The organism is Spirillospora sp. NPDC052242 (assembly GCF_040679555.1).
Taxonomy (GTDB): domain Bacteria; phylum Actinomycetota; class Actinomycetes; order Streptosporangiales; family Streptosporangiaceae; genus Spirillospora.
Genome location: NZ_JBFAUZ010000038.1, coordinates 1 through 23,050, shown reverse-complemented (window position 1 = coordinate 23,050; position 23,050 = coordinate 1). Strand labels below are relative to the sequence as shown.

General features: G+C 71.5%; 20 protein-coding genes. 12 read left to right on the top strand and 8 right to left on the bottom strand.

Annotation, left to right across the window (positions count from 1 at the left end; genetic code table 11):
* Nucleotides 1-2: 2 nt before the first annotated feature.
* From AB0L25_RS28000 to AB0L25_RS27965, 8 genes are all read right to left on the bottom strand, one after another.
* Nucleotides 3-1,385, bottom strand: a complete 1,383-nt coding sequence (locus tag AB0L25_RS28000; RefSeq protein WP_500175691.1) for an ABC transporter substrate-binding protein — start codon at nt 1,383-1,385, stop codon at nt 3-5.
* A gap of 308 nt (nt 1,386-1,693) precedes the next feature.
* Complete coding sequence (locus AB0L25_RS27995; protein ID WP_500175690.1) at nt 1,694-2,131, bottom strand: nitroreductase family deazaflavin-dependent oxidoreductase; 438 nt, start codon at nt 2,129-2,131, stop codon at nt 1,694-1,696.
* A gap of 71 nt (nt 2,132-2,202) precedes the next feature.
* Nucleotides 2,203-3,120: a VOC family protein gene (locus AB0L25_RS27990; protein ID WP_500175689.1), complete on the bottom strand. Its 918-nt coding sequence runs from the start codon at nt 3,118-3,120 to the stop codon at nt 2,203-2,205.
* Between the two features lie 67 nt (nt 3,121-3,187).
* Entirely contained in the window at nt 3,188-4,372 is a 1,185-nt protein-coding gene (locus AB0L25_RS27985) for an acyl-CoA dehydrogenase family protein (RefSeq protein WP_500175688.1), read from the bottom strand.
* 457 nt (nt 4,373-4,829) lie between these two features.
* Nucleotides 4,830-5,588 carry an SDR family NAD(P)-dependent oxidoreductase gene (locus tag AB0L25_RS27980; RefSeq protein WP_500175687.1) on the bottom strand — a complete coding sequence of 253 codons (759 nt, stop codon included), beginning with the start codon at nt 5,586-5,588 and terminating at the stop codon, nt 4,830-4,832.
* 71 nt (nt 5,589-5,659) lie between these two features.
* A complete protein-coding gene (locus tag AB0L25_RS27975) occupies nt 5,660-6,595 on the bottom strand; it encodes an SDR family NAD(P)-dependent oxidoreductase (protein ID WP_500175686.1) in 936 nt (311 codons plus the stop codon).
* Entirely contained in the window at nt 6,592-7,527 is a 936-nt protein-coding gene (locus AB0L25_RS27970) for an alpha/beta hydrolase (protein WP_500175685.1), read from the bottom strand. The genes AB0L25_RS27975 and AB0L25_RS27970 overlap by 4 nt, the downstream gene beginning before the upstream one ends.
* Before the next feature lie 35 nt (nt 7,528-7,562).
* On the bottom strand, nt 7,563-9,518 hold the full coding sequence (locus AB0L25_RS27965) for a flavin-containing monooxygenase (protein WP_500175684.1): 1,956 nt from the start codon (nt 9,516-9,518) through the stop codon (nt 7,563-7,565).
* A 161-nt stretch (nt 9,519-9,679) separates the two neighbouring features.
* On the opposite strand from AB0L25_RS27965, the gene AB0L25_RS27960 reads away from it, so the two are divergent.
* The 12 genes from AB0L25_RS27960 to AB0L25_RS27905 all read left to right on the top strand — a co-directional run bounded on the left by AB0L25_RS27960 (nt 9,680) and on the right by AB0L25_RS27905 (nt 22,908).
* Nucleotides 9,680-10,828, top strand: a complete 1,149-nt coding sequence (locus AB0L25_RS27960) for an acyl-CoA dehydrogenase family protein (RefSeq protein ID WP_500175683.1) — start codon at nt 9,680-9,682, stop codon at nt 10,826-10,828.
* Nucleotides 10,825-11,916, top strand: a complete 1,092-nt coding sequence (locus AB0L25_RS27955) for an acyl-CoA dehydrogenase family protein (RefSeq protein WP_500175682.1) — start codon at nt 10,825-10,827, stop codon at nt 11,914-11,916. The genes AB0L25_RS27960 and AB0L25_RS27955 overlap by 4 nt, the downstream gene beginning before the upstream one ends.
* Nucleotides 11,903-13,153: a CaiB/BaiF CoA transferase family protein gene (locus tag AB0L25_RS27950; protein ID WP_500175681.1), complete on the top strand. Its 1,251-nt coding sequence runs from the start codon at nt 11,903-11,905 to the stop codon at nt 13,151-13,153. The genes AB0L25_RS27955 and AB0L25_RS27950 overlap by 14 nt, the downstream gene beginning before the upstream one ends.
* Before the next feature lie 247 nt (nt 13,154-13,400).
* Entirely contained in the window at nt 13,401-15,020 is a 1,620-nt protein-coding gene (locus tag AB0L25_RS27945) for an ABC transporter substrate-binding protein (protein WP_500175680.1), read from the top strand.
* Nucleotides 15,005-16,207 carry an ABC transporter permease gene (locus tag AB0L25_RS27940; RefSeq protein ID WP_500175679.1) on the top strand — a complete coding sequence of 401 codons (1,203 nt, stop codon included), beginning with the start codon at nt 15,005-15,007 and terminating at the stop codon, nt 16,205-16,207. The genes AB0L25_RS27945 and AB0L25_RS27940 overlap by 16 nt, the downstream gene beginning before the upstream one ends.
* Nucleotides 16,204-17,214: an ABC transporter permease gene (locus AB0L25_RS27935; RefSeq protein WP_500175678.1), complete on the top strand. Its 1,011-nt coding sequence runs from the start codon at nt 16,204-16,206 to the stop codon at nt 17,212-17,214. Before AB0L25_RS27940 ends, AB0L25_RS27935 begins: the two co-directional genes overlap by 4 nt.
* Nucleotides 17,215-17,217: 3 nt before the next feature.
* The gene (locus AB0L25_RS27930; protein ID WP_500175677.1) at nt 17,218-18,219 is read left to right on the top strand and encodes an ABC transporter ATP-binding protein; all 1,002 of its coding nucleotides are present in this window, start codon (nt 17,218-17,220) and stop codon (nt 18,217-18,219) included.
* Nucleotides 18,216-19,208, top strand: a complete 993-nt coding sequence (locus AB0L25_RS27925; protein WP_500175676.1) for an ABC transporter ATP-binding protein — start codon at nt 18,216-18,218, stop codon at nt 19,206-19,208. Before AB0L25_RS27930 ends, AB0L25_RS27925 begins: the two co-directional genes overlap by 4 nt.
* Entirely contained in the window at nt 19,205-19,987 is a 783-nt protein-coding gene (locus AB0L25_RS27920) for an enoyl-CoA hydratase/isomerase family protein (RefSeq protein ID WP_500175675.1), read from the top strand. Before AB0L25_RS27925 ends, AB0L25_RS27920 begins: the two co-directional genes overlap by 4 nt.
* Nucleotides 19,984-21,141: a CaiB/BaiF CoA transferase family protein gene (locus AB0L25_RS27915; protein ID WP_500175674.1), complete on the top strand. Its 1,158-nt coding sequence runs from the start codon at nt 19,984-19,986 to the stop codon at nt 21,139-21,141. The genes AB0L25_RS27920 and AB0L25_RS27915 overlap by 4 nt, the downstream gene beginning before the upstream one ends.
* A 59-nt stretch (nt 21,142-21,200) precedes the next feature.
* On the top strand, nt 21,201-21,884 hold the full coding sequence (locus AB0L25_RS27910) for a GntR family transcriptional regulator (protein WP_500175673.1): 684 nt from the start codon (nt 21,201-21,203) through the stop codon (nt 21,882-21,884).
* Between the two features lie 208 nt (nt 21,885-22,092).
* Nucleotides 22,093-22,908, top strand: a complete 816-nt coding sequence (locus AB0L25_RS27905) for an SDR family NAD(P)-dependent oxidoreductase (RefSeq protein WP_500175672.1) — start codon at nt 22,093-22,095, stop codon at nt 22,906-22,908.
* Nucleotides 22,909-23,050 lie beyond the last annotated feature (142 nt).

Sequence of the window (23,050 nt, the reverse complement as noted above, 5' to 3'; positions counted from 1 at the left end):
GGTTACTTCTTGAGGAACCGGGTCGAGACGCGGTCGCCGTTCAGCGTCACGCCCGAGAGCTTGGGATCGAGTTCGATGACCTTGCTCTTGTCACACGAGAACTCGCCCTGCTTCGCGGGGGACACCTGCTTCCAGGAACCGCCGTCGAGCCGGACGACCAGCGCGCAGTGGCTCGGCAGGTTCCCGCCCGGGTCGCTGGGCGCGTGCAGGCCCCCGCCAGTCCACTCGTGCACCTCGGACAGGCCCTTGACCACGCACTCGCGGGTGAGGTCGTCACCGCATCCCTTCGCCGCGGTCGCCCAGAGCAGGAACGCCGACGTCGCGGACATGCCCAGCATCGCCGGCTTGTTGCCGTCCGCCTTGACCAGGTCCACGTACTGCTTGACCGCAGGGGCCTGGGCGGCGTTCTCGAACGGCTGGAAGTACAGGGAGGTGATCAGGCCGTCCGCCGCGCCTGACTTGCCGTTCCACTGCGAGGCGACCTCGGTGTACCACTGGGCCTCCACGACCTTCGGCGGGTTAGAGCCGATCCGGTCGAGCGCCTCGAACAAGCCCATCTGGCTGGGGATGGGACCGTTGCTGGTCCAGACGGCCGAAGCGCCGCAGTCCTTGAACTTCTGGGCGAACGGCACGTAGTTCGCTTCGCCGTTCTGGCTCATCGAGATGCCGCAGTCGTTGACCTCGACGCCCAGTTTCCCGAGGACGGCGGCGACCTTCGCACTGGAGGCCTTGACCGGCGGCGAGTCGGAGAGCACCATCGTCGGGCTCTGCCCGAACTCCGGAACGAGATCGAGCGACTGGGCCAGCCCCGACGCGTTGTAGCGGTCGACCGGGAACGGCATCGGCTCGAACTTGTCGGGCCCCATGCCGGCGTTCGGGCCGACGGTGTACGACGGCACCGAGGGCAGACCGCAGCCGACCCGGATGGGCTCGGCGGCTTCGTCGTAGGCGAACCCCTGCCCGACCAGCATGAAGTCGGACGCGCACGCCTTCTGCATCACTGCGGCGGCGTTGGTCAGCGCGGCGTCGTAGCGAGTCCCGGTGATCTTGCGCCCGAGGATGCCGCCCCGCGCGTTGCACCACTCGATCATCGCGTCGATCGCGTCGCCGTTCTCCTCGCCCAGCCCCGGCGCGGCGGTGAAGCCCCGGTCGTCGCCGTACCCGATCCGGATTTCGGTGTCGGTGACACCCTGTGCGGTGGCGCCCTTGGCGGAGCCGGGCCCGCACGGCGAGGGCAGATCGCCGAACGTCTTCGCCGAAGCGGCCTGGTCCGGGCCGTCCGCGTCGGTGACGGGGTCCCCCGAGCGGCTGGATCCGCATGCGGTGGCGGCCAGACTGAACGCGAGGACGATGCCTCCGGCCTTCGCAGTCGTGCTGATTCTCATGCCGACGTGCTCTCCTTCGATCCCGCACCGCTCTGATCGGCGGTGCGCGCAGGAGAACTGTCGGTGTGACTGAGGCCACATGTATACGCGGTCTCCCATTCATTGGACGGCCTCTGGCCCGCACGTGCGAGGGCGAGACCCGCATCGGACGAGGAAACCGCGGCGAGCGACCGTTGCCCGTGCCGCCCTTCCATACGACCGAGAGAACGTGAAAGGGAGACACCGCATAGCGGTGTCTCCCTTATAAACTGAACTACTGATGGCCTCCAGGCGGTGGCCTCCTGGAGGCTCGGTAGGAGCTCGAAGAGTCAGGGCGACGGTTCGAGGACGAAGACCGGGATTTCGCGGTCGGTCTTCTGCCGGTATTCCTCGTAGTCGAGCCAGACCTCCGTCGCCATGGCCCACCACTTCTCCCGTTCCTCGGCCTCGACCCGTCGCGCGACATAGTCGCCGGCGACCGCGCCGTCCTGCAGCGATACGTGAGGGTCGGCCAGGATGTTGTGGTACCAGGAAGGATTGGTGGGTGCTCCACCTTGGGAGGCGACGACGGCGTAGCGCGTGCCGTCGGTGACCCGCATCAGCGGCGTCTTCCTGATCTTTCCGGACTTTGCGCCTTTGGTCGTGAGGATGATGACGGGCTTGCCCTGCAGCACATTGCCCTCCGTGCCGCCGGTGCGTTCGTAAAGTTCCACCTGTTCGGCGACCGGGGAGTAGGGGCTCGGTTCGTACTCGCCTGTCAGCGGCATCGCTACTCCTTTTCCCTTGTCACTCCGTAGACGTCAACGCGCCGTCCTCAAGTCATGAGCAACCGGTTGAGTCATTCCCCGGGCGGGGCGAAGGCGGCGAGGGGTTCGGAGCCGGACCAGTCGTGGCCCCAGTAGCTGTCGGCGGTGATCTCCTCGGCGGTGTAGTGCGTCTCGTCGACGAGCATGCCCTCGCAGCCGTACTCGAGGTCCCAGCCGCCGGGGGCGCGCACGTAGAACGACACCATCTTGTCGTTCGTGTGGCGGCCCAGTGTGGAGGAGATCGAGAAGCCCAGGCGGTTGACGTTGTCGAGCGCCCGGCCGACCGCGTCCAAGGTGTCGACCTCCACCATCAGGTGCACGAGGCCGGGGTCGCCGTCGTGCGGCGCCGGGATGACGGCGAGACTGTGGTGCCGCCTGTTGACGCCCATGAACCGGACGCGGACGGGACCGGCCGGGGTGTCGGCGGCCTTCATCGCGCCGCGCGGCAGGAACCCGAGAACCTGGGCGTACCAGGTCACGAGTTCCTCGCTGGCGGGAACGGGCAGAACCACGTGTCCCATCCCCTCGGCGCCGGTCACGAACTTCTGGTCCAGGCCGAGCCGCAGCGGACTGTGGTCGAGGACGGGACCGAAGAACACCTCGACCGGCGTGCCGCCGGGGTCGGTGAAGGAGATCGCGGCCTCGACGTCGCGTTCGGCGGCCTCGGTGTGCGACAGCACGGAGACCGCGACGCCGGACTTCTCGACGGCCTCCCGGACGGCGGCGAGCGCGAACTGGTCGCGGACCTCCCAGCCGACGGCCAGGACCCGGTCGGCGTCGCCCGGCAGGACGGCGAGGCGGTACCGGCGCTCGTCCATGCGCAGGTACAGGCCGTCGGAGACCGGGCCGGACCCCTCGGCGAAGCCGAGTCCGTCGATCGCCAGCTCGCGCCAGCGCGGCAGGTCCCGGGTCTGCACCCGCAGGTACCCGAGCCCTCGGATGTGTGTCACTGTGCCTCCTGTTGCCAACGGATTCGCCGGGTCTACCGGCGGTTTTCCCGATCAGTGGGAACGCGGGTCAGATCATCGAGCGCATCGGGCCCTGCGGGGGCTCGATGTCGAGGTCGGTGAGCGCGGACACGTGGTAGACCGCGCCGGGGACGTGGATGGCGTGCGCGAGGCCGACGTGGGCGTCCCGCCAGAATCGCTGGATCGGGTTGTCGACGCGCATCGCGTTGCCGCCCGAGCGGATCACCAGCTCGGTGACCGCGTGCACGGCGCGCCATGCCGACCGGACCTGGAGGCGGCGCCCGGCCGCCCGCTCGCCGAACGAGACCTCCTCGCCGGCGGCGGCCTTGTCGTACATGCGGGAGGCGAAGTCCAGGAGGCGGGTGCGGGACGCGGCGATCTCCTCGGCGGCCTCGCTCATCGCGTACAGCACGTACGGGTCGTCCTTGACCTTGGTACCGACGATCTGCACCCGGTCGCGCTGGTACGCCATGTGGTGTGCGAGGACGCCCTCGGCCATGCCGATCACGGCGGAGGTGATGCCGAGGGGGAACGCGCAGGAGAACGGCACCAGGTAGGTCGGGTTGGTCAGCCCGGCCTCGCGGGGCGCGGACCCGTCGATGACCTTGCCGAACTCCATGACGCGGTAGTCGGGCACGAACGCGTCGCGGACGATGATGTCCTTGCTGCCGGTGCCCTTCAGCCCGGCGACCTCCCAGGAGCCGTCCACGATCTCGTAGTCGGAGCGCGGCAGGATCAGGTGCAGGCCCACGAACGGCTCGACCGGCTTGCCGTCCTTGTCGCCGAGCATGCCGCCGAGGAAGATCCAGTCGCAGTGGTCGGTGCCGGAGGAGAACTGCCAGCGGCCGTTGAAGATGTAGCCGCCGTCCACGGGGCGGGCGACGCCCATCGGCGCGTACGGGGACGCGATCCAGGTGTCGGGGTCGTCGCCCCAGATCTCCTGCTGCACGCGCGGGTCGGCCATCGCCATCTCCCACGGGTGCAGGCCGACGATCCCGGCGACCCAGCCGGTGGAACCGTCCAGAGCGGCGATGCCCATGACGGCCTCCGCGAACTCCCGCGGGTGGGTTTCGAGGCCGCCGTGCGTCTCGGGCTGGAGCATCCGGATCACCCCGGAGTCGCGCAGCACCTTGGCGGCCTTGTCGTCCAGCTTGCCGAGCCGCTCGTTGACCGGGCCCAGCTCGCGGATCTCCTCCGCCCGTTCCATGATCGTGTCGAGCACGCGGTTGGTCATCGCCTGTTTCTCCATTGCAGTCTCGAGCCGTCCGGGGAATGGCCGGGAGCCGGTCCGGGCCGGCGGCGCCGGGGGTGGGAAGGGGGCGCCGAGAGCGGCCGGGGGAGTGGACGTTCGTCGGCGCGGCCCGCCGAGGCTAGGCGGCCTCCTCGCGGGTGAGGAACGCCAGGACGGCGTTCTCGCCGGCGTGCTTCCGCTCGATCGTCACCCGGTGCGGGCCTAGACCGTCCAGGAAGCGGGTCACCGCGCCCGAGGCCGCTGGAAGCCCAGGTCAGCTCCGTGGTCATGTCCCTCGATCCGCTCGTGGGGCCTATCGAGGAACGTAATCGCGGCCGTGCCGGGGGCGCCTCGTGGTCTCCCAGCCAGTGGGAGGCCGCCGCCGACGGTCCGTTCTCGGGGGTGGACGGCGTGCGCGGGCCCCGGCCGGGGTGATCGGCCGGGGCCCGTGTCCGTGGGGTCAGGACGTGGTCGTGCCGCCGTTGAGGCCGATGGTCTGGCCCGTCATCCAGGACGCCTCCTCGGACGCCAGGTAGGCGACGAGGTGCCCGGCGTCCTCGGGCGTGCCGAGACGCCCCACCGGGATCGGGTCGGCGAGCTTCTTGACCAGGTCGGGGTCCTTGACGTTGCGGAGGACCAGGCCCAGCGCCACGGTGTTGGCGGTGACGCCGGACCGGGCGTTCTCCTTGGCGATGTGCCGCATGAACCCGATCGCGCCCGCCTTGGCCGCCGCGTAGGTGGACACGCCGATGTCCAGCCCGACCGTCCCGGCACCGGACGAGATGGTGATGATGCGTCCCCAGCCGTTCTCGACCATCGGGTCGAGGGCGGCCTTGCAGCAGTTGAGGACGCCGTACAGGTTGACGTCGATGATCTGCGACCAGTAGCCGACCGGCATTTCGCGGAACTGGTGCATCTCCATGGTCCGGTCCGGGCCGCCCGTTCCGGCGTTGTTGACCAGGATGTCGACCGGCCGGCCGCGGTCGGCGACCGCGGCGAACCCGGCGGTGACGGCGTCGAGGTCGGTGACGTCGAAGGGCACCGGGAACGCGGAGCCCCCGGCCGCGGTGATCTCCTCGGCGACCTGCCGCGCGCGGTCGGGGTGGTAGTCGTTCACCGCGACCGTCGCGCCCTGGCCCGCCAGGGTGCGGGCGATCCCGGCGCCGACGTTCTGCCCGGCGCCGGTGACCAGCGCGACCTTGCCGTCCAGCTTGAACATTGATGCGTCTCCTGCCTGTTGGAATGCGAGAACTGTGCCGGGGGCGGCGGCCGGTGGGCGCGCCGTTCGGGTCATTGCCACTGTTCCGCGCCGGGGACGGCCGACGCCTCGATCTCGGCGAGCAGCGCGTGGGGGTTCCGCGGCGGCGAGCGGTGCGCCAGCTGGTCGGCGCGGGCCCGCATGGAGGCGATGCCCGCGTCGTCGTCGGAGAAGACCCAGAAGTCGCCCGCCGCGAGGGCGTCGGTCATGTGCGCGGCCGCTTCCACCGGGTCCATCCCGGCGGCGACGTTGGCGGCCTGCATGGCGTCGAAGAGCCGGGCGGCGACGGGATCGCCGGTCGGCGCGGACGCCTGGGCGCTCGTGAAGATCCGGCTCTTGACCGAGTAGGGCAGGATCGCCGAGATCTGAATCGGCGCGCCGGTCAGCGCCACCTCCTGATGCAGGCACTCGGTGAGCGCCAGCACGGCGTGCTTGCTGACGATGTACGGCGCCTGCAGCGGCGCCGACGACACCCCGCCGACCGAGGACATGTTGGCGATGACCGCGGGCCGTTCCGTTTCGATCATCCGGGGCAGGAACGCCTGGACCGAGTGGAAGATCCCGTCGACGTTGACCGCCATCACCTGCCGCCACCGGGCGACCGGGACTTCCCACAGTGGCCCGGCGGTCTCGAGCCCGGCGTTGTTGACGAGCAGCTCCACCGAGCCGAACCGCGCGAACGTCTGCTCGGCCAGCATCGACACGGCCTCGGGGTCGGTGACGTCGACCTCGGCGGCGATCATCCGTCCCGGGCCGAAGCCGAGCTCGCCGGCGAGCCGCTCGGCCCCGTCCGCGTCGAGGTCGGCGATGACGACGTTCATGCCGATCGAGGCGAGGTGGCGGACGAAGCCTTCACCGATTCCGGAGGCGCCGCCGGTGACCACGGCGGTCCCTCCGGCGAACCGTTCCCGCGCGGTGGGGCGCGCTCCGTCCGGCCCTGTGGTCGGCCCTGTGGTTGGCCCTGTCATGGCAGCTCCTCGAACTTGGCGCGGGCGAGCGCGCCGATCTCGGTGAAGGCGATCCTGGCCCGGCGCAGGTGCGCGGCCTGGGACAGGAACCCATGGCACACCCCGGGATATCGCAGCAGCGCGGTCGGGACGCGGGCGTCCCGCAGCCGGCGGCCGTAGTCCTCGGCCGCGTCGCGGAGCGGGTCGGCCTCGGCCGTGACGACGATCGCGTCGGGCAGGCCGGCGAGGTTGCGGGCCAGCGCGGGGACGCCGTACGGGGTGTCGGCGGACTCGTCCGGGCCCAGGTACTGGTTCTTCATCCAGACCACGTCGGCGCGGGTCAGGATGGGGCCGTCGGCGAACTCCACCATGGACGGGCGGTCGGAGGCGCGTTCCAGGCCGGGGTAGAACAGCATCTGCGCGCGGATCGGAGGACCGTTCTCGTCGCGGGCCCGCAGGGCGGCGCCCGCCGCCAGCGACCCGCCCGCGCTGTCCCCGGCGACGGCGATGCGCGCCGGATCGACGCCCAGCTCGTCCGCGGCGGCATGGGCCCAGCCGACCGCGGCGAACGCCTCGTCGCTCGCGACCGGGTAGCGGTGCTCGGGGGCCAGCCGGTACTCGACGCTGAGCACCGTCGCGCCGCAGGCGGCGGCCAGGCGGCGGGCGAGGGCGTCGAAGGAGTCGAGCGTGCCCATGATCATGCCGCCGCCGTGGAAATAGACGATCGCCGGGCCGCCCCGTTCCGGCCCCGGCCGGTACAGCCGTACCGGGACCGTGCCGTGCGGCCCCTCGAACGCCAGGTCGGCGACCTCCGCCATCTCGGGTGCGGGCGGCCGGGGGACCGACTCCATCCGCGCCCGCACCCCCTCGATGCCGATCTCTCCGTACGGCTTCGCTCCGGCCGCCTTCGCGGCGTCGACGAGCGCCTGCGCGTCCGGGTCGAGAACCACCATGCCGGGTCTCCTTTCCATGTCGGCGCGGCCGGATGTCAGCGCAGGTCGAAGCAGGACGGGTCGGGGGTGCGGCACATGTGCCAGTAATCGACCATCCGCCACGGCTGGGGCAGGAGCACCCGGCCCGAGGCGTTGCGGTAGTAGGTGTGCGCCCGGTCGGAGTTCCGCCAGATCGACCCCTCCATCTGGGCGTCGACCCGCGCCACGAACTCGTCCAGCGCCTCCGGCGTCACCTCGATGGAGCGGGCGCCGCGTTCGACGAGCAGTTGCAGGCACTCGGTGATGTAGTGGACGACGACCTCGGTCATGAAGTTGTGGCCGCCGCCGTGCCCGTTGCTGGAGTTGGGGCCCGAGGTGACGAACAGGTTCGGGAAGCCCGCGACCGTCCCGCCGAGGTAGGCGCGCGGGTCGTTGCCCGCCCACGCGTCGGCCAGCCGGACGCCGTCCCGGCCGACGATCTCGATCGTGGACAGGAAGTCGAGGGTGAAGCCGGTCGCGTAGATGATGACGTCGAGCTCGACGAACGTGCCGTCCTCGGTACGGATGCCGTCCGGGGTCACTTCGGCGAGCCCGCCGGTGACGACGTCGGCGCGGTCGCCGGCGAGCGCGGTGAAGTAGCCGCCCGGGTCGCGGATGATGCGCTTGCCGTGCGGCGGGAAGTCGGGCGTCATCTTCTTCAGAAGGTCCGGGTCGTGGCCGAAGGACGCCTCGAGGTGCCGCAGGCACATCTGCAGGTATCGGTCGTTGGCCTCGGAGATCGACAGCGGATGCGTCGCCATCCACTCCTTGTCGGCCCGCACGGTCGGATAGTTGTTGTCCGTGACGAACCAGTAGGTCTTGGCCCGCTGCCAGCGCTCGTAGAACGGGACGTGCCGCTTGAGCCAGCGCTCGCGTTCGGGGACGATGCCCTCGCCGAGGTTGTTGGGCATGACCCAGTGGGGCTGACGCTGGAACAGCGTCAGATGCTCGACCTCGTCGATGATCGCGTCGACGACCTGCACCGATGTGGCGCCGGCGCCGATGACGCCGACGCGCTTGCCGGTCAGGTCGATCGAGCGGTCCCAGGCGGCCGAGTGCACGCTCGTCCCGGCGAACGTCTCGCGGCCGGGGACGTCCGGGTACTTCGGGCGGTTGAGGAATCCGGCGGCCGTGATGACGGCGTTGGCGCGCGAGGTGACCTTCCGCCCGCCGTTGTCCGCGGTGATGACCCACACCTGGTCGTCGTCGTCCCACACCAGGGACTCGATCGTGGTGTTGAAGCGGATGTTGGGCCGGACGCCGTACTTGTCCACGACGCGCCGCAGGTACTCCTGGTACTCGGTGCCGACGGGGTAGTACCGGGACCAGCCGCCCTCCAGTTCGAACGAGAACGAGTAGTAGATGCTCGGGGTGTCCACGGCGACGCCCGGATAGGTGTTGATCCGCCACGTCCCGCCGATGTCGTCGGCGCTCTCGAAGATCTCGTAGGCGAATCCCGCGTCGGCGACCGCGATGGCGGCGCCGATCCCGCTCATGCCCGCGCCCAGGATCGCCACGGTGAAGTCGGCGGGCGGCGGCGTGCGCCGTTCGATCACGGGCGTGCTCGGCACGAACCCGGCCTGCTCCTTGATGACGCCGACGAACTCGTCGGCGACGTCCTCACCGGTGGCCAGGCTGATCATCCGGCGGAACAGGGCGTCGTCCGGCACCTGGAGGTACTCGCCCTGCGCGGCGCCGGAGAGCGCCTCGACGAGCAGCTTCTTCAGTTCCGCGAACTCCTGCTCGGGGAGGCGTCCGGCGGGAAGCAGGCGGAGGTCGCCCTTGTGGGCGGGCTCCTCGAAGTCGATGAGCGGCCCGAAGCGGTCCAGTGGCGAGAGGTCGCCGGTGATCTGCACCAGGCTCATCAGCAGCAGGGCGGGATCCCCGGCGTCCAGGTTCTCTTCGAGGTCGGAGGCGTTGAGACGGCGGGGCGGGACGTGCAGGTCGAGGAGGCGGTGGGGCTTCGGTGTCATCTACGACTCCTGCCGGAGAATCCGGGCCGGTGAGAGGGGCGGAAGAAGAGAGGAGGTGATCGGGATCACCCATTGAACGGCCCCGCCCGAGGGCTTGTCAACAATCCTGTTCTTCAAGATAGGATCCAATTCCACCGTCGAGCGTGAGGAAGAGCGGTCACGTGACACTGAGGATCACGGCGGTCGACGAACCGCCCGGGGCGCTGCACGCGCTGAGACGCGAGGTCGCCGAGTTCCTGGACCGGGAGATCGCCGAGGGCGGTTTCGAGCCGGAGGCCGATGCCTGGATGTCGGGCGTCGATCCGGCCTTCAGCAGGCGGCTGGCCGGTCGCGGCTGGGTGGGGATGACCGTCCCCGCCCGGTACGGAGGGCACGGCCGTTCCGCCCTCGAACGGTACGTGGTCACCGAGGAACTGCTGGTGGCGGGCGCCCCGGTGGCCGCCCACTGGATCGCCGACCGCCAGATGGCGCCCGGCATCCTGCGCAACGGCACCGAGGAGCAGAAGCGGCGCTACCTGCCCGGGATCGCGCGCGCCGAGCAGTTCATGGCGATCGGCATGTCCGAGCCGGACTCCGGTTCCGACCTCGCCTCCGTCCGCACCCGCGCGGTCGAGGTCGACGGCGGCTGGCGGCTCACCGGCACCAAGGTCTGGACGAGCGGCGCGCACATCGCCACCGCGATCGTCGTGCTCGCCCGCACCGACGACGGCGGCGGCGACCGGCACGCCGGGCTGTCGCAGTTCATCGTGGACCTGCCGCGTCCCGGCGTCACCATCTCGCCGATCATCACCATCGACGGCGCGCACCACTTCAACGAGGTCGTCTTCGACGACGCCGTCGTGCCGCCGACCGCGCTCCTCGGCCGTCGCGGCGACGGCTGGCGGCAGGTCACCGCCGAACTCGGCAACGAGCGGTCCGGCCCGGAACGCGTCCTCAGCACGATGCCGCTGCTGCAGGCGTGGGCGCGCACCGGCGCGTGGCGGGACGACCCCGTCGCGCGGGCCGACCTCGGGCGGCTCGTGTCCCGGCTGGCCGCGCTGCGGCGGCTCTCCCTCGCGGTGGCCGGGCGCCTTGCGGCGGGAGAGGACCCCGCGCTCGAAGCCGCCCTGGTCAAGGACCTGGGAACCGCGTTCGAGGGGGAAGTGGTGGACGTCGTCCGGCGGCATGCAGGCGCGGACAGCGGAGCGATGCCCGATGGGTTCGCGATGATGCTCGCCAAGGCCGTCCTGCACGTGCCCGCCTTCACGCTCCGCGGCGGCACGAACGAGATCCTGCGGACCATCGTGGCGAAGGGAATGGCCGGGCGATGAGCGATCACCTGACGGATCTCGCCGCGGCCGTCCGCGGAGTCCTGTCGGCACGCCGAGCGGTCGACGCCGCCGCTCCGCCGGGCGTAGACACCGCCCTGTGGGACGAGCTCGAGAGCCTCGGGTTCGTCTCGCTCGCCCTCCCCGAGGACCTGGGCGGAGGCGGCGGCACGCTCCGCGACGCGGCCGTGCTCGTCCGGGAGGCCGCCGGAGCGGGCGCGGCCGTTCCCGTCGCGGAGGCCGCGTTCATCGCGGCGCCGCTGCTGGCGGCCGCCGGGACGCCGCTTCCGGACGGCCCGTTCACCGCGGCCCTCGGTGACCTGCGGGCCGGGCCGGCGTCCGGCGGCGGATGGCGGATCGACGGTGCCCTGCCTCGCGTGCCCTGGCTGCGGTCCGTCGAGCACCTCGTCACCCTCGTCCGGACGCCGGACGGGCCCGCGGTCGCGATCGTGCCGGTCTCGAGCGCCGGGTTGCGCCCTGCCGACCGGCCGGACCCGGCCGGTGAGCACGACCCCGGCGCCGTCCTCGAGGCCGTCGAGACCGCGCGGGTGCACCCGCTGCCGGCGGGGGAGTGGCACCGCGAGGCCGAACTGCTCGGCGCGGCGGCCCGTTCGGTGCAGATGGCGGGCGCGGCCCGCGAGGCGCTCGACGCGACGCTGCGACATGTGGGGGAGCGGGAGCAGTTCGGCCGTCCCCTGGCGCGTTTCCAGGTCGTGCAGCATCGCGTCGCGGCCATGGCGGCCGACGTCGTGACCATGGAGGTCGCGGCGGACGCGGCGGTTCTGGCGCTCTCGGGCCCGGGTCCGGATCGCGAGCTCACGGTGGCGTCGGCCAAGGCGGAGACGTCTGCGCTCGCACGGTCGGTCGCGGCCGCCGCGCACCAGTTGCACGGCGCGATCGGCTTCACGATGGAGCATCGCCTGGGCGCGTTCACCCGCCGACTGTGGTCCTGGCGGGACGACTACGGCAACGAGCTGTACTGGCACCGCCGGATCGCCGACCTCGTGGACGGGAACGGCGGCGACACGTGGGGGCTGGTGTCCGGCGCCGGCCGGGCGCCCGCGGAAACGAGGGCCCATGGCGATGACTGAGCCGGAGGCCGAGACGCCCGAGACGTCCGCGGCCTGGGCCGTCCCGGAGCGACCGGCCGGCATCCTGCACGGGCTGCGCGTCCTGGACCTCAGCCGTGTGCTCGCCGGGCCGTACTGCGCCCAGATGCTGTCCGACCACGGAGCGAGCGTCATCAAGGTCGAAGGACCGGCCGGTGACGAGACGCGTGGATGGGGGCCGCCGTTCCACCCGGACGGGACGAGCGCGTACTTCCACGGGCTCAACCGCAACAAGCGCAACATCGGGCTGGACCTGTCGACCGAGGCCGGGCGCGCGGTACTGGCCCGCCTCATCGCCGAGGCCGACGTCGTCGTGGAGAACTTCAAGACCGGCACGATGGCGCGCTGGGGCCTCGGGTACGAGGAGACGCTCGCCGAGCGCCATCCCGGGCTCGTCTACTGCCGCATCAGCGGGTTCGGCGCCGACGGGCCCATGGGCGGGCTGCCCGGCTACGACGCCGTCCTGCAGGCGTACGGCGGGCTGATGAGCGTCAACGGGTACCCCGATCGCGAGCCGCTGCGGGTCGGCGTGCCCATCGTCGACCACGTGGCCGCCGGCCTGGCCTTCAGCGGGATCCTGCTCGCGCTGCACGCGCGCCGCGACGACGGCCGAGGCCAGCTCGTCGACATCGCGCTGCTCGACGCCGTCGTGTCCATCCTGCACCCGCACGGCGCGAGTTGGGCCGTCGATGGGCGGGCGCCTCGGCGGACCGGCGGAGCCCACCCGATCGTGGCCCCGTACCAGGTGTTCCGCACCCGCTCGGGCGACTTCTTCATCAGCGCCGCCAACGACCGGCAGTTCCGGGCGCTGATGACCGTGCTCGGACGTCCCGAGGTCGCCGACGATCCGCGGTTCGCCGACAACGCCGCGCGCATCACCCGCCTGGACGAACTGGTGCCGCTGCTGGAGGACCTGATCGGCGCCCGCGACGGCGGCGAACTGGCCCGGGAACTCATCGCGGCGGGCGTCCCGGCCGGACCGGTCAACGACGTCGGCGAGGCGCTGCGGACGGCCCAGGTGCTGCACCGCGGCCTGTTCGTCGACACGGACGGCTATCGCGGCGTGGGCGTGCCCATCTCGTTCGGCCGCTCCCCGACGCGGAAGCCCACCGCGCCCGTGGCCCGCGGGGCGGACACGGAGGCGATCCTCACCGGGCTCGGTTACGACCCCTCCGACATCGCCCGGCTGGGCGCGGAGGGCGCCATCGACCGCCGCTGACGGCCGGGCCGTCGATCGCGGTCCCGCTAGCGCCGCCGGGCAGGAGGCCCGGCGGCGCCGCGCCATGCCCGCAGGTCACGGGCGTATTCGCCCAGCGCGAATCAGGATTCTGAATAGGGCAGATATTTCGGACCAAGTCTTGTAACCAAGATTGGATCCTGTCACGATGAGACCCGCATCACAGCGGTGTCCACCGTCGACGGCCTTTCACCGGCCCGTCCGGGGACGTGCCGAGGAAGGACCGAACATGAGCGCCCAACCGATGTCCCCCCGGCTGCTGGGGGCGGGACTGCTGACACTCGCCCTGCTGACCGCCGGTTGCGTGAGCGAGTCCGGGGCCGAGAAGCCCGAAACCGGCAAGATCGCGGGCGACCTCGTCCGGGGCGGCGACGAAGGCGAGTGCACCCCGGACAAGGCGGGCGGCTCCGTCACCATCGCCGAACAGAACGAGTACGCCACCCTCGACCCGGCCGGCGGGTCGTTCAACTTCAACCCCGCCCAGCAGATCTACTCCAGCCTCATGCGCTGGAACCCCGGCGCCTCCGAGCACCAGCCGCTGCTGGCCGAGTCGCTGAGCGCGAACGACGACCACACCGTCTGGACCCTCAAGCTGCGCGACGGCGTGAAGTTCGGCGACGGGACGGCGCTGGACGCCGACGCGGTCGTCGCCTCGATCGACCGGCACCGCGCCGAGGGCTCGCTGTCGACCTGGGCGCAGCGCGCCCGCTCGATCACCGAGATGAAGACGGTCGACGACCGCACCGTCGAGTTCACCCTCGGCGCCCCCTGGACCGAGTTCCCCTGGCTGCTCGGCACCGGCGTCGGCATGATCACCAACCCGAAGGTCGACGAGAAGTCCCTGGCCGCCAAGCCCCCGGCCGCCGCCGGGGCGGGCGCGTTCGTCTTCGACCACTGGACGCCCGGCAACGAACTGGTGGTCACCAAGAAGTCCGACTGGTGGAACGGGCCCGTCTGCCTCGACTCGATCCGGGTGATCGCCCAGGTCGACAGCAAGGCCCGCAAGGACACCTTCGACAAGGGCGAGGCGCAGGTCTTCCTGGGCACCGCGGACCTGGACGTCTCCCAGAAGCTCATCGACGAGGGCGCGAACCACGCGAAGTACCCGCTCCGGCTGGGACTCACCCCCAACTTCGGCGTCGGCGAGGACGCGAAGACGACCGACGGCGCGAACAGGACGATCCGGCGGGCGCTCCAGCTCGCCATCGATCCCGAGCTGATGACCGACCGGGTCACCGGCGGCGTCGCCGAGCCCGTGACCACGCTCGTCTCCAGCGACAGCCCGCTCAACGACGGCCTGAAGGGCGTGCCCTACGACCGCGCGGAAGCCAAGAAGCTCGTGGACCAGGCCAAGGCGGACGGCTGGGACGGCCGGCTCGCGGTGATGGCGCTCAACCAGCCCAACAACATCGCCATCGGCAACCAGGCCATCGCCCAGTGGGAGGCCATCGGCATCGAGGCCGAACTGCGGACCGTCGAACTCTCCGAGTTCGTCAAGGCGTCCCTGATGGGCGGCGGCGGGTTCGACGTCCTGGTGTCCGGCGGCGGCAACCACCCGCTGCCCGAGTGCGTCTCGTGCGACCTGGACCAGTACGCCACCAAGGGGGCCGGCAACCGCGTCGGCTACAGCAACCCGAAGATCGACGACCTGGCCGAGCGGCTGAACGGCGCCGCGCCCGAGCAGCGCCCGGCGCTCCTCAAGGAAGTGCAGGCCGTCTGGAACGAGGACATCCCCCGCATCCTCTACGGCCAGCAGTACTACATGGTGGCCTGGACGCCCGAGCTGAAGGGCGCGAAGCCCGGACGGCTCCTCACCATCGACCTCTCCCGCGCATGGCTGGACAAGTGACCGTCGCCGAGACGCGCCCGGCCGGGAAGTCCGCCCTCCCGGCCGGGCGGGGCCGCACCCGGCGCGCGAAGACCGCGCGCTACGTCCTCTCCCGCGTCGTCCGGCTGCTGAGCATCATCGCGGGCGTCACGTTCATCAGCTTCTTCCTCCTCAAACTGACGCCGGGAGACCCGGTGGCCACCGCCCTCGGGCCGGAGGCCACCCCCGAGCAGGCCGCACGGCTCCGCGCGTCGCTGGGACTCGACCGTCCGGTCTGGGAGCAGTACCTCGACTGGCTGCGCGGCGTCGTGACCGGGGACTTCGGGAGCACGCTGTCCCAGCCGTCCCGGCCGGTGAGCGGCGAGCTGGCCGCGCGGCTGCCGGTGACGCTTCAGCTCATCGGCCTGACGGTCGTGCTGAGCCTGGCCATCGCGATCCCCCTCGCGGTGTGGTCGGCGCACCGGGCCGGCCGGACGTTCGACCGCGCCGTGTCGTCCGTCCTCTACGGATTCGTCGCGATGCCGGGCTTCGTCGCGGCCCTGCTCCTGGTCATGCTCTTCGTCTTCCACGCCGACGCCGTGCGCACGGCGGGGCTCGCGCTCGCGTGCGCGGCGCTCGCGCTCACGCTGGTCGCGGCGTTCCGCGCCCGGCGGCGGGAGGCGTCCCCGCTGCCCGCGCTCATCGGCGGCGGCGCGGCCGTCCTGGTCGGGGGCGCGGTGTACGCGCTGCTTCCCGAGTTCCCGCGGCAGGGCTTCGTGCCCGTGAGCGACGGGCTCGGCGCCAACCTCACCAGCGTGGCGCTGCCGGTCTTCGCGCTGACCTTCGTCGACATCGCCGTCTTCACCCGGCTGCTGCGCGGCGACCTCATCGGCGAGCTGGCCAAGCCGCACGTGCTCGCCAGCCGCGCCAAGGGCATGTCCACCGCCCACGTGCTCGTCCGGGAGTCCCTGCGCCCGTCGATGTTCTCGCTGATCACCGTGGTCGGCCTGACCATCGGCCAGCTCATCGGCGGCACCATCATCGTCGAGCACGTCTTCCGGCTGCCCGGCGTGGGCTCGCTCCTCGTCGCGAGCGTCCGCAACGGCGACTACCCCGTCGTCCAGGCCGCCATCTTCGTCATCGCGGCCGTCTACGTGACGGTGAACTCCCTGATCGACATCGCCTACACGTACCTCGACCCCCGCGTGAGGCAGGTGAACCCCGTATGACCGTCCCCCTGGCCAAGACCGGTGGCGCGCGCGTCCCGGACGCCGTCTGGCGCTGGGCCATCGTGCTGCTCGGCGCGATCCTCGTCGGCGTCGCCCTGTCCACCCCGATGGTGCTGCCGGTGGTGCGGCTCCTGCTGGGCGCTCTCGGGCTGGTGTTCGCCTATGCGGGTGCGTCGCGTCTCCTGCGCGCGCGCTTCGGCCCGGACTTCGATCCCGGGGTGTGGCTCGCCGGATCCTGGCTCGTCTTGATCGTCCTCGCCGCCGCGACGGCCGACCTGCTGCCGCTGCCCGAGTCGCTGGACCCGTCCAAGGCGCTGACCGAACCGACGTACGCCGCCCCCTCGGCCGCCCACCTGCTCGGCACCGACCAGTACGGGCTGGACGTCCTCGGGCAAATCGTCTACGGCGCCCGTGTTTCCCTCGTCGTCGGTCTCGGCGGCGTCCTCATCGGCGGGACGATCGGCACCCTCCTCGGGCTCACCGCGAGCTACCTGCGGGGCCGCGTCGACGGCGCCGTCGGCTGGGGCACCGACGTCCTGCTCAGCTTCCCGCCGCTGGTGCTCCTCATGGCGCTGGCCGCGGTGCTCGAGCCGCGCACCCGCAACATCTGCCTCGCCCTCGGGATCCTCGTGATCCCGTCGTTCGTCCGCCTGTCCCGGGCCGCCGGCCTCAAGGTCGCCGGGCAGCCGTTCGTCCTGATGGCGCGGGCGATGGGCGCGACCCGCCGCCGGATCCTGTTCCGCGAGATCCTGCCGAACATCCTGCCGTCCGTGCTGTCCTACGCGCTGCTGGTCGTCGCGATCCTCATCGTGGCCGAGGCGTCCCTGTCGTTCCTCGGGCTCAGCATCCAGCGGCCCGCGCCGACCTGGGGCAACATGATCGCCGAGGCCGAGGCGGAGTTCCAGACGCACCCGTTCCTGCTCGCGCCCGCCGTCCCGCTCTTCCTCACGGTGTACTCCATCAACCGCATCGGCGACTTCCTGCGCGCCGGCAAGGAGGGGGACTAGCCGATGACCGACGACACCACCGACCTTCTCGTGGTCCGCGGCCTGCGGACCACCCTGCGGACCTCACGCGGGCCCGTCACCGTGGTCGACGGAGCGGACCTGCGGGTCCCGAGGGGCTCCACCGTGGGCGTGGTGGGCGAGTCCGGCTCGGGCAAGAGCATGTTCGCCAGGTCGCTGATGAACCTGCTGCCCGCCGACGCCGACGTCACCGCCGACGAGATCACCTTCGACGGCCGGGAACTCGATCCCCGGCGCCCGCCCCACCGGCACTTCTGGGGCACGGAGATCTCGATGGTCTTCCAGGACCCGATGACCGCGCTCAATCCCGTCCGCACGGTCGGCGCCCAGATCTGCGACCCCCTGCGCGTCCACCGGCGCATGAACCGCCGGGACGCCCGTGCGCGCGCCGCCGAACTGCTCGCCCACGTCGGCATCCCCGCCCCGGACTCCCGGCTCGACCAGTACCCGCACGAACTGTCCGGCGGCATGCGCCAGCGCGCCATGATCGCCGTCGCGATCGCCTGCGAACCCCAGCTGCTGATCGCCGACGAACCCACCACCGGCCTCGACGTCACCGTCCAGCGGCAGATCCTCGCCCTGCTCCGCCGGCTCAAGGACGAGCACGGCATGGCGATGGTGCTCATCAGCCACGACATCGCCCTGCTCGCCGACGAGGTCGACGAGGTCAACGTCATGTACGCGGGCGAGGTCGTCGAGAACACCGGCGTCGCGCAGATCCGCGACGAAACCGTCCGGCACCGCTACACCGCGGCGCTCCTGCGCGCCCACCCCGACGTGGACGCGCCCGCCCGCACCCGCCTGGAGAGCATCCCCGGCGGCCCGCCGGACCCGCTCGCCATGCCCGCCGGATGCCGCTTCGCCCCCCGGTGCGAGCACGCCCGGGCCGTCTGCGCGACCGAGACGCCGCGACCGGCCCGCGACCCGCGGACCGGAGCCGCCTACGCCTGCCACTTCCCCGCCGAGTCGGCCGAGGAGCTCGTGTGAGAACGAAAGAGGAACCGCCGCGAGACCCCCTGCTGCGGGTGGACGACCTCGTCGTCGAGTACGCCACGGGCAACGGGATCGTCCACGCCGTGTCGGGCGCGACCTTCGAGGTGAACCGGGGCGAGACGCTCGGCATCGTGGGGGAGTCCGGTTCCGGCAAGTCGACACTGCTGCGCGCGATGCTGCGGCTCACCCCCCACAGCGGCGGATCGGTACGCCACGGCGACACCGTGCTGACCGACCTCGACGAGAAGCGGATGCGACCGCTGCGGCCGTCCCTGCAGATGATCATGCAGGACCCGATCGCCTCGCTGAACCCCCGGCGCCGCGTCCGCGACATCGTCGCCGAGGGCCTGCACATGTGGCCCGACCGCGTGGTCACCTCGGTCGAGAAGCAGGTCGCCGAAGGCCTCGAGGCCGTCGGCATGGACATCGGCACCGTCGGCGACCGGCGGCCCGGCTCGTTCTCCGGCGGCCAGTGCCAGCGCATCGCGATCGCCCGCGCCCTCGCACTGCGTCCGGACGTCCTGTTCTGCGACGAGCCCGTGTCCGCGCTCGACGTGTCGGTGCAGGCGCGCGTCCTCAACCTGATCCAGGACGCCAAGGAGGCCCTCGGGCTGACCGTCCTGTTCGTCTCCCACGACCTGGGCGTCGTCAAGAGCGTCAGCGACCGCGTGATGGTGATGTACCTGGGGCGCATCTGCGAGATCGCACCCGTCGAGGACATCTACGCCGCTCCGGCCCACCCCTACACGAACCTGCTGCTGTCGTCGGCGCCGGGCTCCCGGCGCCCCGCGGTGCCCGACCTCACGGGGGAGACGCCGTCCCCGCTCGACCCGCCGTCCGGATGCCGGTTCCGGACCCGCTGCCCGCTCGCCCAGGACCGCTGCGCCGACGAGATCCCGCCGCTCCGGGCCCTGCCCGGCGGACGCGGCGTCGCCTGCCATTTCCCGCTCGACCACGAAACCGAGGCCGGTGCCACAGCATGATCGAGACGTCCTTCGACCGGGGGATCGCCCGGATGACCCTGAACAACCCGGGGCGCAAGAACGCCATCACCCAGGAGATGGCGTCCGCGATGCAGGCGTTCTGCGCCCGCGTCCACGCCGACGACGCGATCGGCGCCGCGATCATCGACGCCGAGGGCGGCTACTTCTGCAGCGGCGCCGACACCCGCGACCTCGCGAACTCGTCGTCCGACCCGGCCTCGCCGGAGGCGGTGGCGCGGACGTCGGCCGTCTACGACGCGTTCGTCGGCGTCGGACGGCTGCCGGTGCCGACGCTCTCCCTCGTCGCCGGCGGCGCGGTCGGCGCCGGCCTCAACCTCGCGCTGGCCACCGACCTCATGCTCGTCACGCCCGACGCCGTCCTCGACAGCGGATTCCTCGCGCGCGGCATCCACCCCGGCGGCGGACACCTGGCGCTGCTCGGACGCGCGGTCGGCCACCGGCAGGCCGTCGCCCTCGGCGTGCTCGGCGTCCCCCTCTCGGGCACCGAGGCCGTCCGCCGCGGCCTCGCGTGGGCGGCCGTCGAACCCGGCGAACTGCTCGACACCGCGACCCGGCTGGTCGAGAAGGCCGCGGCCGACCCCGCCCTCGCCCGCCGCGTCAAGAACAGCGCCGCGCTCGAACTCGGCCCCCCGGCGGTCCCGTGGAGCGCGGCGGTCGAGATCGAGCGCGGCGTCCAGATGTGGTCGCTCGGCCGCAAGGGACACGACGGCTGGGCGCGCAAGCCGTCCAAGCCCCGGGTCCAGGGCGGCGGATCGTGAGCGGTGCCGGCCCGCTCGCCGGGGTGCGCGTGCTGGACTTCAGCACGACGTTCTCCGGCCCGTACTGCACGCTGCAACTCGCCGACCTCGGCGCCGACGTCATCAAGGTCGAGTCCCCGGACGGCGACATCACCCGGCGGCTGGGGACGTCCCGCTCACCGGAGATGGCGAGCGTCCACATCGCCGCCAACCGCAACAAGGCCAGCCTGTCACTGGACCTCAAGAGCGCGGACTCCCGCGAACCGGTGCGGTCGCTGATCGAACGGGCCGACTGCCTGGTCCACAACATGCGCCTGGACGCGGCCGCGCGGCTCGGCCTCGACCCCGACACCGCCCTCGCGGCGAACCCGCGCCTCGTCCACGCGGCCATCACCGGGTTCGGCAGCGACGGGCCCTACGCGGGCAAGCCCGCCTACGACGACACCATCCAAGCCGCGTCCGGGCTGGCCTGGCTGCAGAGCATCGGGAGGGACGACGCGTACATGGCCACCGCGCTCGCCGACAAGGTGACCGGGATGGCCGCCGCGCAGGCCATCACGTCCGCCCTGTTCTGGCGCGAACGCACCGGCCGCGGCCAGGCGATCGAGGTGCCGATGTACGAGACGGTCGTGGGCTTCACGCTCATGGAGCAGTGGGGCGGCCGCGCGTTCGTCCCGCCGCTCGGACCGACCGGCTACGCGCGGATGCGTTCCCCCCACCGCCGCCCGTACCGGACCGCCGACGGCCTGATCTCGGTGGTGGTCTACCACGAAGGCCACTGGCGGCGCTTCCTCGGACACATCGGGCAGGCCGCCCTGCTGGACCAGGAGAGATTCCGGACGGTCGAAGCGCGCAACGACAACATCGACGAGCTGTACGCACTGCTGGCGCGCGTCCTCACCGAACGCACGACGGCCGAATGGCTGAAGACGTTCGACGAGATCGACGTCCCCGCGATGCCGGTGCGGACCCTCGACGAAGTCCTCGACGACGAGCACCTGCGAGCCGTCGGCCTCTTCCACGAGGTGGAGCACCCGCAGGAAGGCACGTTCCTCGTGGCCCGTCACGCCGCGCGCTACAGCGACTCCCCGGTCGCCGCGCCACCGGAGCAGGCGCCGCCCGACCGGCTCGGCGCGGGCGCCGACGCCGTCGCCCGCTGGCTCGAAGACCCGTGACCGAGACTGAATCCACTATCGTATTCCGAGGAGCGCGGACAGGCGGATGGGAGCAGAGGATGCCGGCCGAGAAACTCGCGACCGGCGGACGGTCCCGGGCGGTGGAACGCGTGGTCGAGGAACTCCGCCGGATGATCACGGTCGGCGAGCTGCTCCCCGGCCAGCAGATCCGCCAGGAGAACATGGCGGAGCGCCTGGGCGTCAGCCGGCTCCCCATCCGCGAGGGGCTGCGCCAGCTGACCGCCGACGGCCTGGTCAGCCACACCCCCAACATCGGGTACACGGTCACGCGGCTGAGCCAGGCCGAGTTCGACCAGATCTACCTGATGCGCGGCCTGCTGGAGACCGAGGTCATCGGACGGCTCCCCGAGCCGACCCCCGAGCAGCTGCAGCGCGTCATCGACCTCAACGCCCAGGTGGTCGCCGCGGCCGAACGGGTCGACCTGGTCGAGATGCGGCTGCGCAACCACGAGTTCCACTTCGAGATCTTCCGTCTCGGCGGGCTGGACCTGGTCATCGACGAGATCGAACGCCTGTGGAACTGGGCCGCCCCGTACCACGCCGTCTACCTCGTCTCGCCCGAGAGCCGCCGCGCGATCCTGCACGAGCACGAGCAGATGGTCGAGGCGCTCCGCGAGGGCGACAACGCCCGCCTCGCCGAACTGATGAACCAGCACCGGCACGGCTCGGAGACGGTGCTCGGCCCGATGCTCGGCGGCGGCCACATAGTCCGCCCCACCTGACGCCACCGGAACTCGCGCTCGACGGTGGGCATCTCGCCGACCGTCCGAGCCGGACACCGTCCGGCTCCCGGTCGGCATGCCGCACAGGGCCGACGCCTTCGGCCGACCGAGTCCCTTGTAACGGGAAACGCGCACGCCCGTCAGCGCCAATGGATCCAATATTGGTTATCAACCAAGTAGCTCAGTAGTTGTCACTCCAGGAGGGGTAATGGGACGGCTGGAAGGCAAGACGGCGATCGTCACCGGGGCAGGACGTCCGGGCAACATCGGCGTGGGCATATGCGACGCGTTCCTCCGTGAAGGCGCCAAGGGCGTCGTCGCCACCGATCTGACGGACGGAGAGGGAGAAGCCCTGCGCCGCGAGATGGAGGAACGGCACGGCGCCGGCCGATTCCTCTTCCTTCGCCACGATGTGACCGAGCAGCGAGACTGGGAGCACGTGGTCGCGGCCACCGTCGCCGGGTTCGGGGGCATCGACGTCCTCGTCAACAATGCCGGGATCTCCATCCACGGCAACGTCGCCACCACCAGCCTCGAGGACCTCCGCAAGGTCATGGCCGTCAACCACGACGGCGTCTTCCTCGGCATGAAGCACTGCGCGCCGTCGCTCGCGGAAGCGGTCGAACGGTTCCCCGGCGGCGGCGCGATCATCAACAACATGTCGATGTCGTCCTTCATGCCGTCGGAGAAGAACCTCGGCTACACGGTGTCCAAGGCGGCGGGTCGAATGCTGACCCTGTGCGCCGCCGCCGAGTTCGGCTCCAGCCGCATCCGGGTGAACTCGGTGCACCCGGGGCTGACGCTGACCCCGCTGATCGACGAAGCGTTCGAGGACTACGCGCGTCGCGGACTGTGGGAGTCCCGCGAAGCCGCCGTGGACGGTGTCGCGGCGATGTCCCCGCTCGGCATCAAGAGCTACCCCGAGGACACGGCCCACGCGTTCGTCTACTTCGCCTCCGAGGAGTCGCGCTTCGTGACGGGCGCGGCGCTGTACCACGACGGCGGCCTCGGCAAGCGCTTCTGAGAGCGCCGTCATCCGGAGCCGGCCGTGAACCGAAGTGAGGAATCGGGCTTCTGCACCGGAGCGGAGGTTCTCTCTGACGGCGACCCGTCTGCCGGTCCGCCCAGGTGACGCCCCGGCCGTGTTCGCCGCTCGTGGCGATGAG

Bases quoted from the DNA above. Each gene is read 5' to 3' on its own strand.
- AB0L25_RS28000 (WP_500175691.1), bottom strand. From the start codon at position 1,385: ATGAGAATCAGCACGACTGCGAAGGCCGGAGGCATCGTCCTCGCGTTC.
- AB0L25_RS27995 (WP_500175690.1), bottom strand. From the start codon at position 2,131: ATGCCGCTGACAGGCGAGTACGAACCGAGCCCCTACTCCCCGGTCGCC.
- AB0L25_RS27985 (WP_500175688.1), bottom strand. From the start codon at position 4,372: ATGACCAACCGCGTGCTCGACACGATCATGGAACGGGCGGAGGAGATC.
- AB0L25_RS27980 (WP_500175687.1), bottom strand. From the start codon at position 5,588: ATGTTCAAGCTGGACGGCAAGGTCGCGCTGGTCACCGGCGCCGGGCAG.
- AB0L25_RS27975 (WP_500175686.1), bottom strand. From the start codon at position 6,595: ATGACAGGGCCAACCACAGGGCCGACCACAGGGCCGGACGGAGCGCGC.
- AB0L25_RS27970 (WP_500175685.1), bottom strand. From the start codon at position 7,527: ATGGTGGTTCTCGACCCGGACGCGCAGGCGCTCGTCGACGCCGCGAAG.
- AB0L25_RS27965 (WP_500175684.1), bottom strand. From the start codon at position 9,518: ATGACACCGAAGCCCCACCGCCTCCTCGACCTGCACGTCCCGCCCCGC.
- AB0L25_RS27955 (WP_500175682.1), top strand. From the start codon at position 10,825: ATGAGCGATCACCTGACGGATCTCGCCGCGGCCGTCCGCGGAGTCCTG.
- AB0L25_RS27950 (WP_500175681.1), top strand. From the start codon at position 11,903: ATGGCGATGACTGAGCCGGAGGCCGAGACGCCCGAGACGTCCGCGGCC.
- AB0L25_RS27945 (WP_500175680.1), top strand. From the start codon at position 13,401: ATGAGCGCCCAACCGATGTCCCCCCGGCTGCTGGGGGCGGGACTGCTG.
- AB0L25_RS27940 (WP_500175679.1), top strand. From the start codon at position 15,005: ATGGCTGGACAAGTGACCGTCGCCGAGACGCGCCCGGCCGGGAAGTCC.
- AB0L25_RS27935 (WP_500175678.1), top strand. From the start codon at position 16,204: ATGACCGTCCCCCTGGCCAAGACCGGTGGCGCGCGCGTCCCGGACGCC.
- AB0L25_RS27930 (WP_500175677.1), top strand. From the start codon at position 17,218: ATGACCGACGACACCACCGACCTTCTCGTGGTCCGCGGCCTGCGGACC.
- AB0L25_RS27920 (WP_500175675.1), top strand. From the start codon at position 19,205: ATGATCGAGACGTCCTTCGACCGGGGGATCGCCCGGATGACCCTGAAC.
- AB0L25_RS27910 (WP_500175673.1), top strand. From the start codon at position 21,201: ATGCCGGCCGAGAAACTCGCGACCGGCGGACGGTCCCGGGCGGTGGAA.
- AB0L25_RS27905 (WP_500175672.1), top strand. From the start codon at position 22,093: ATGGGACGGCTGGAAGGCAAGACGGCGATCGTCACCGGGGCAGGACGT.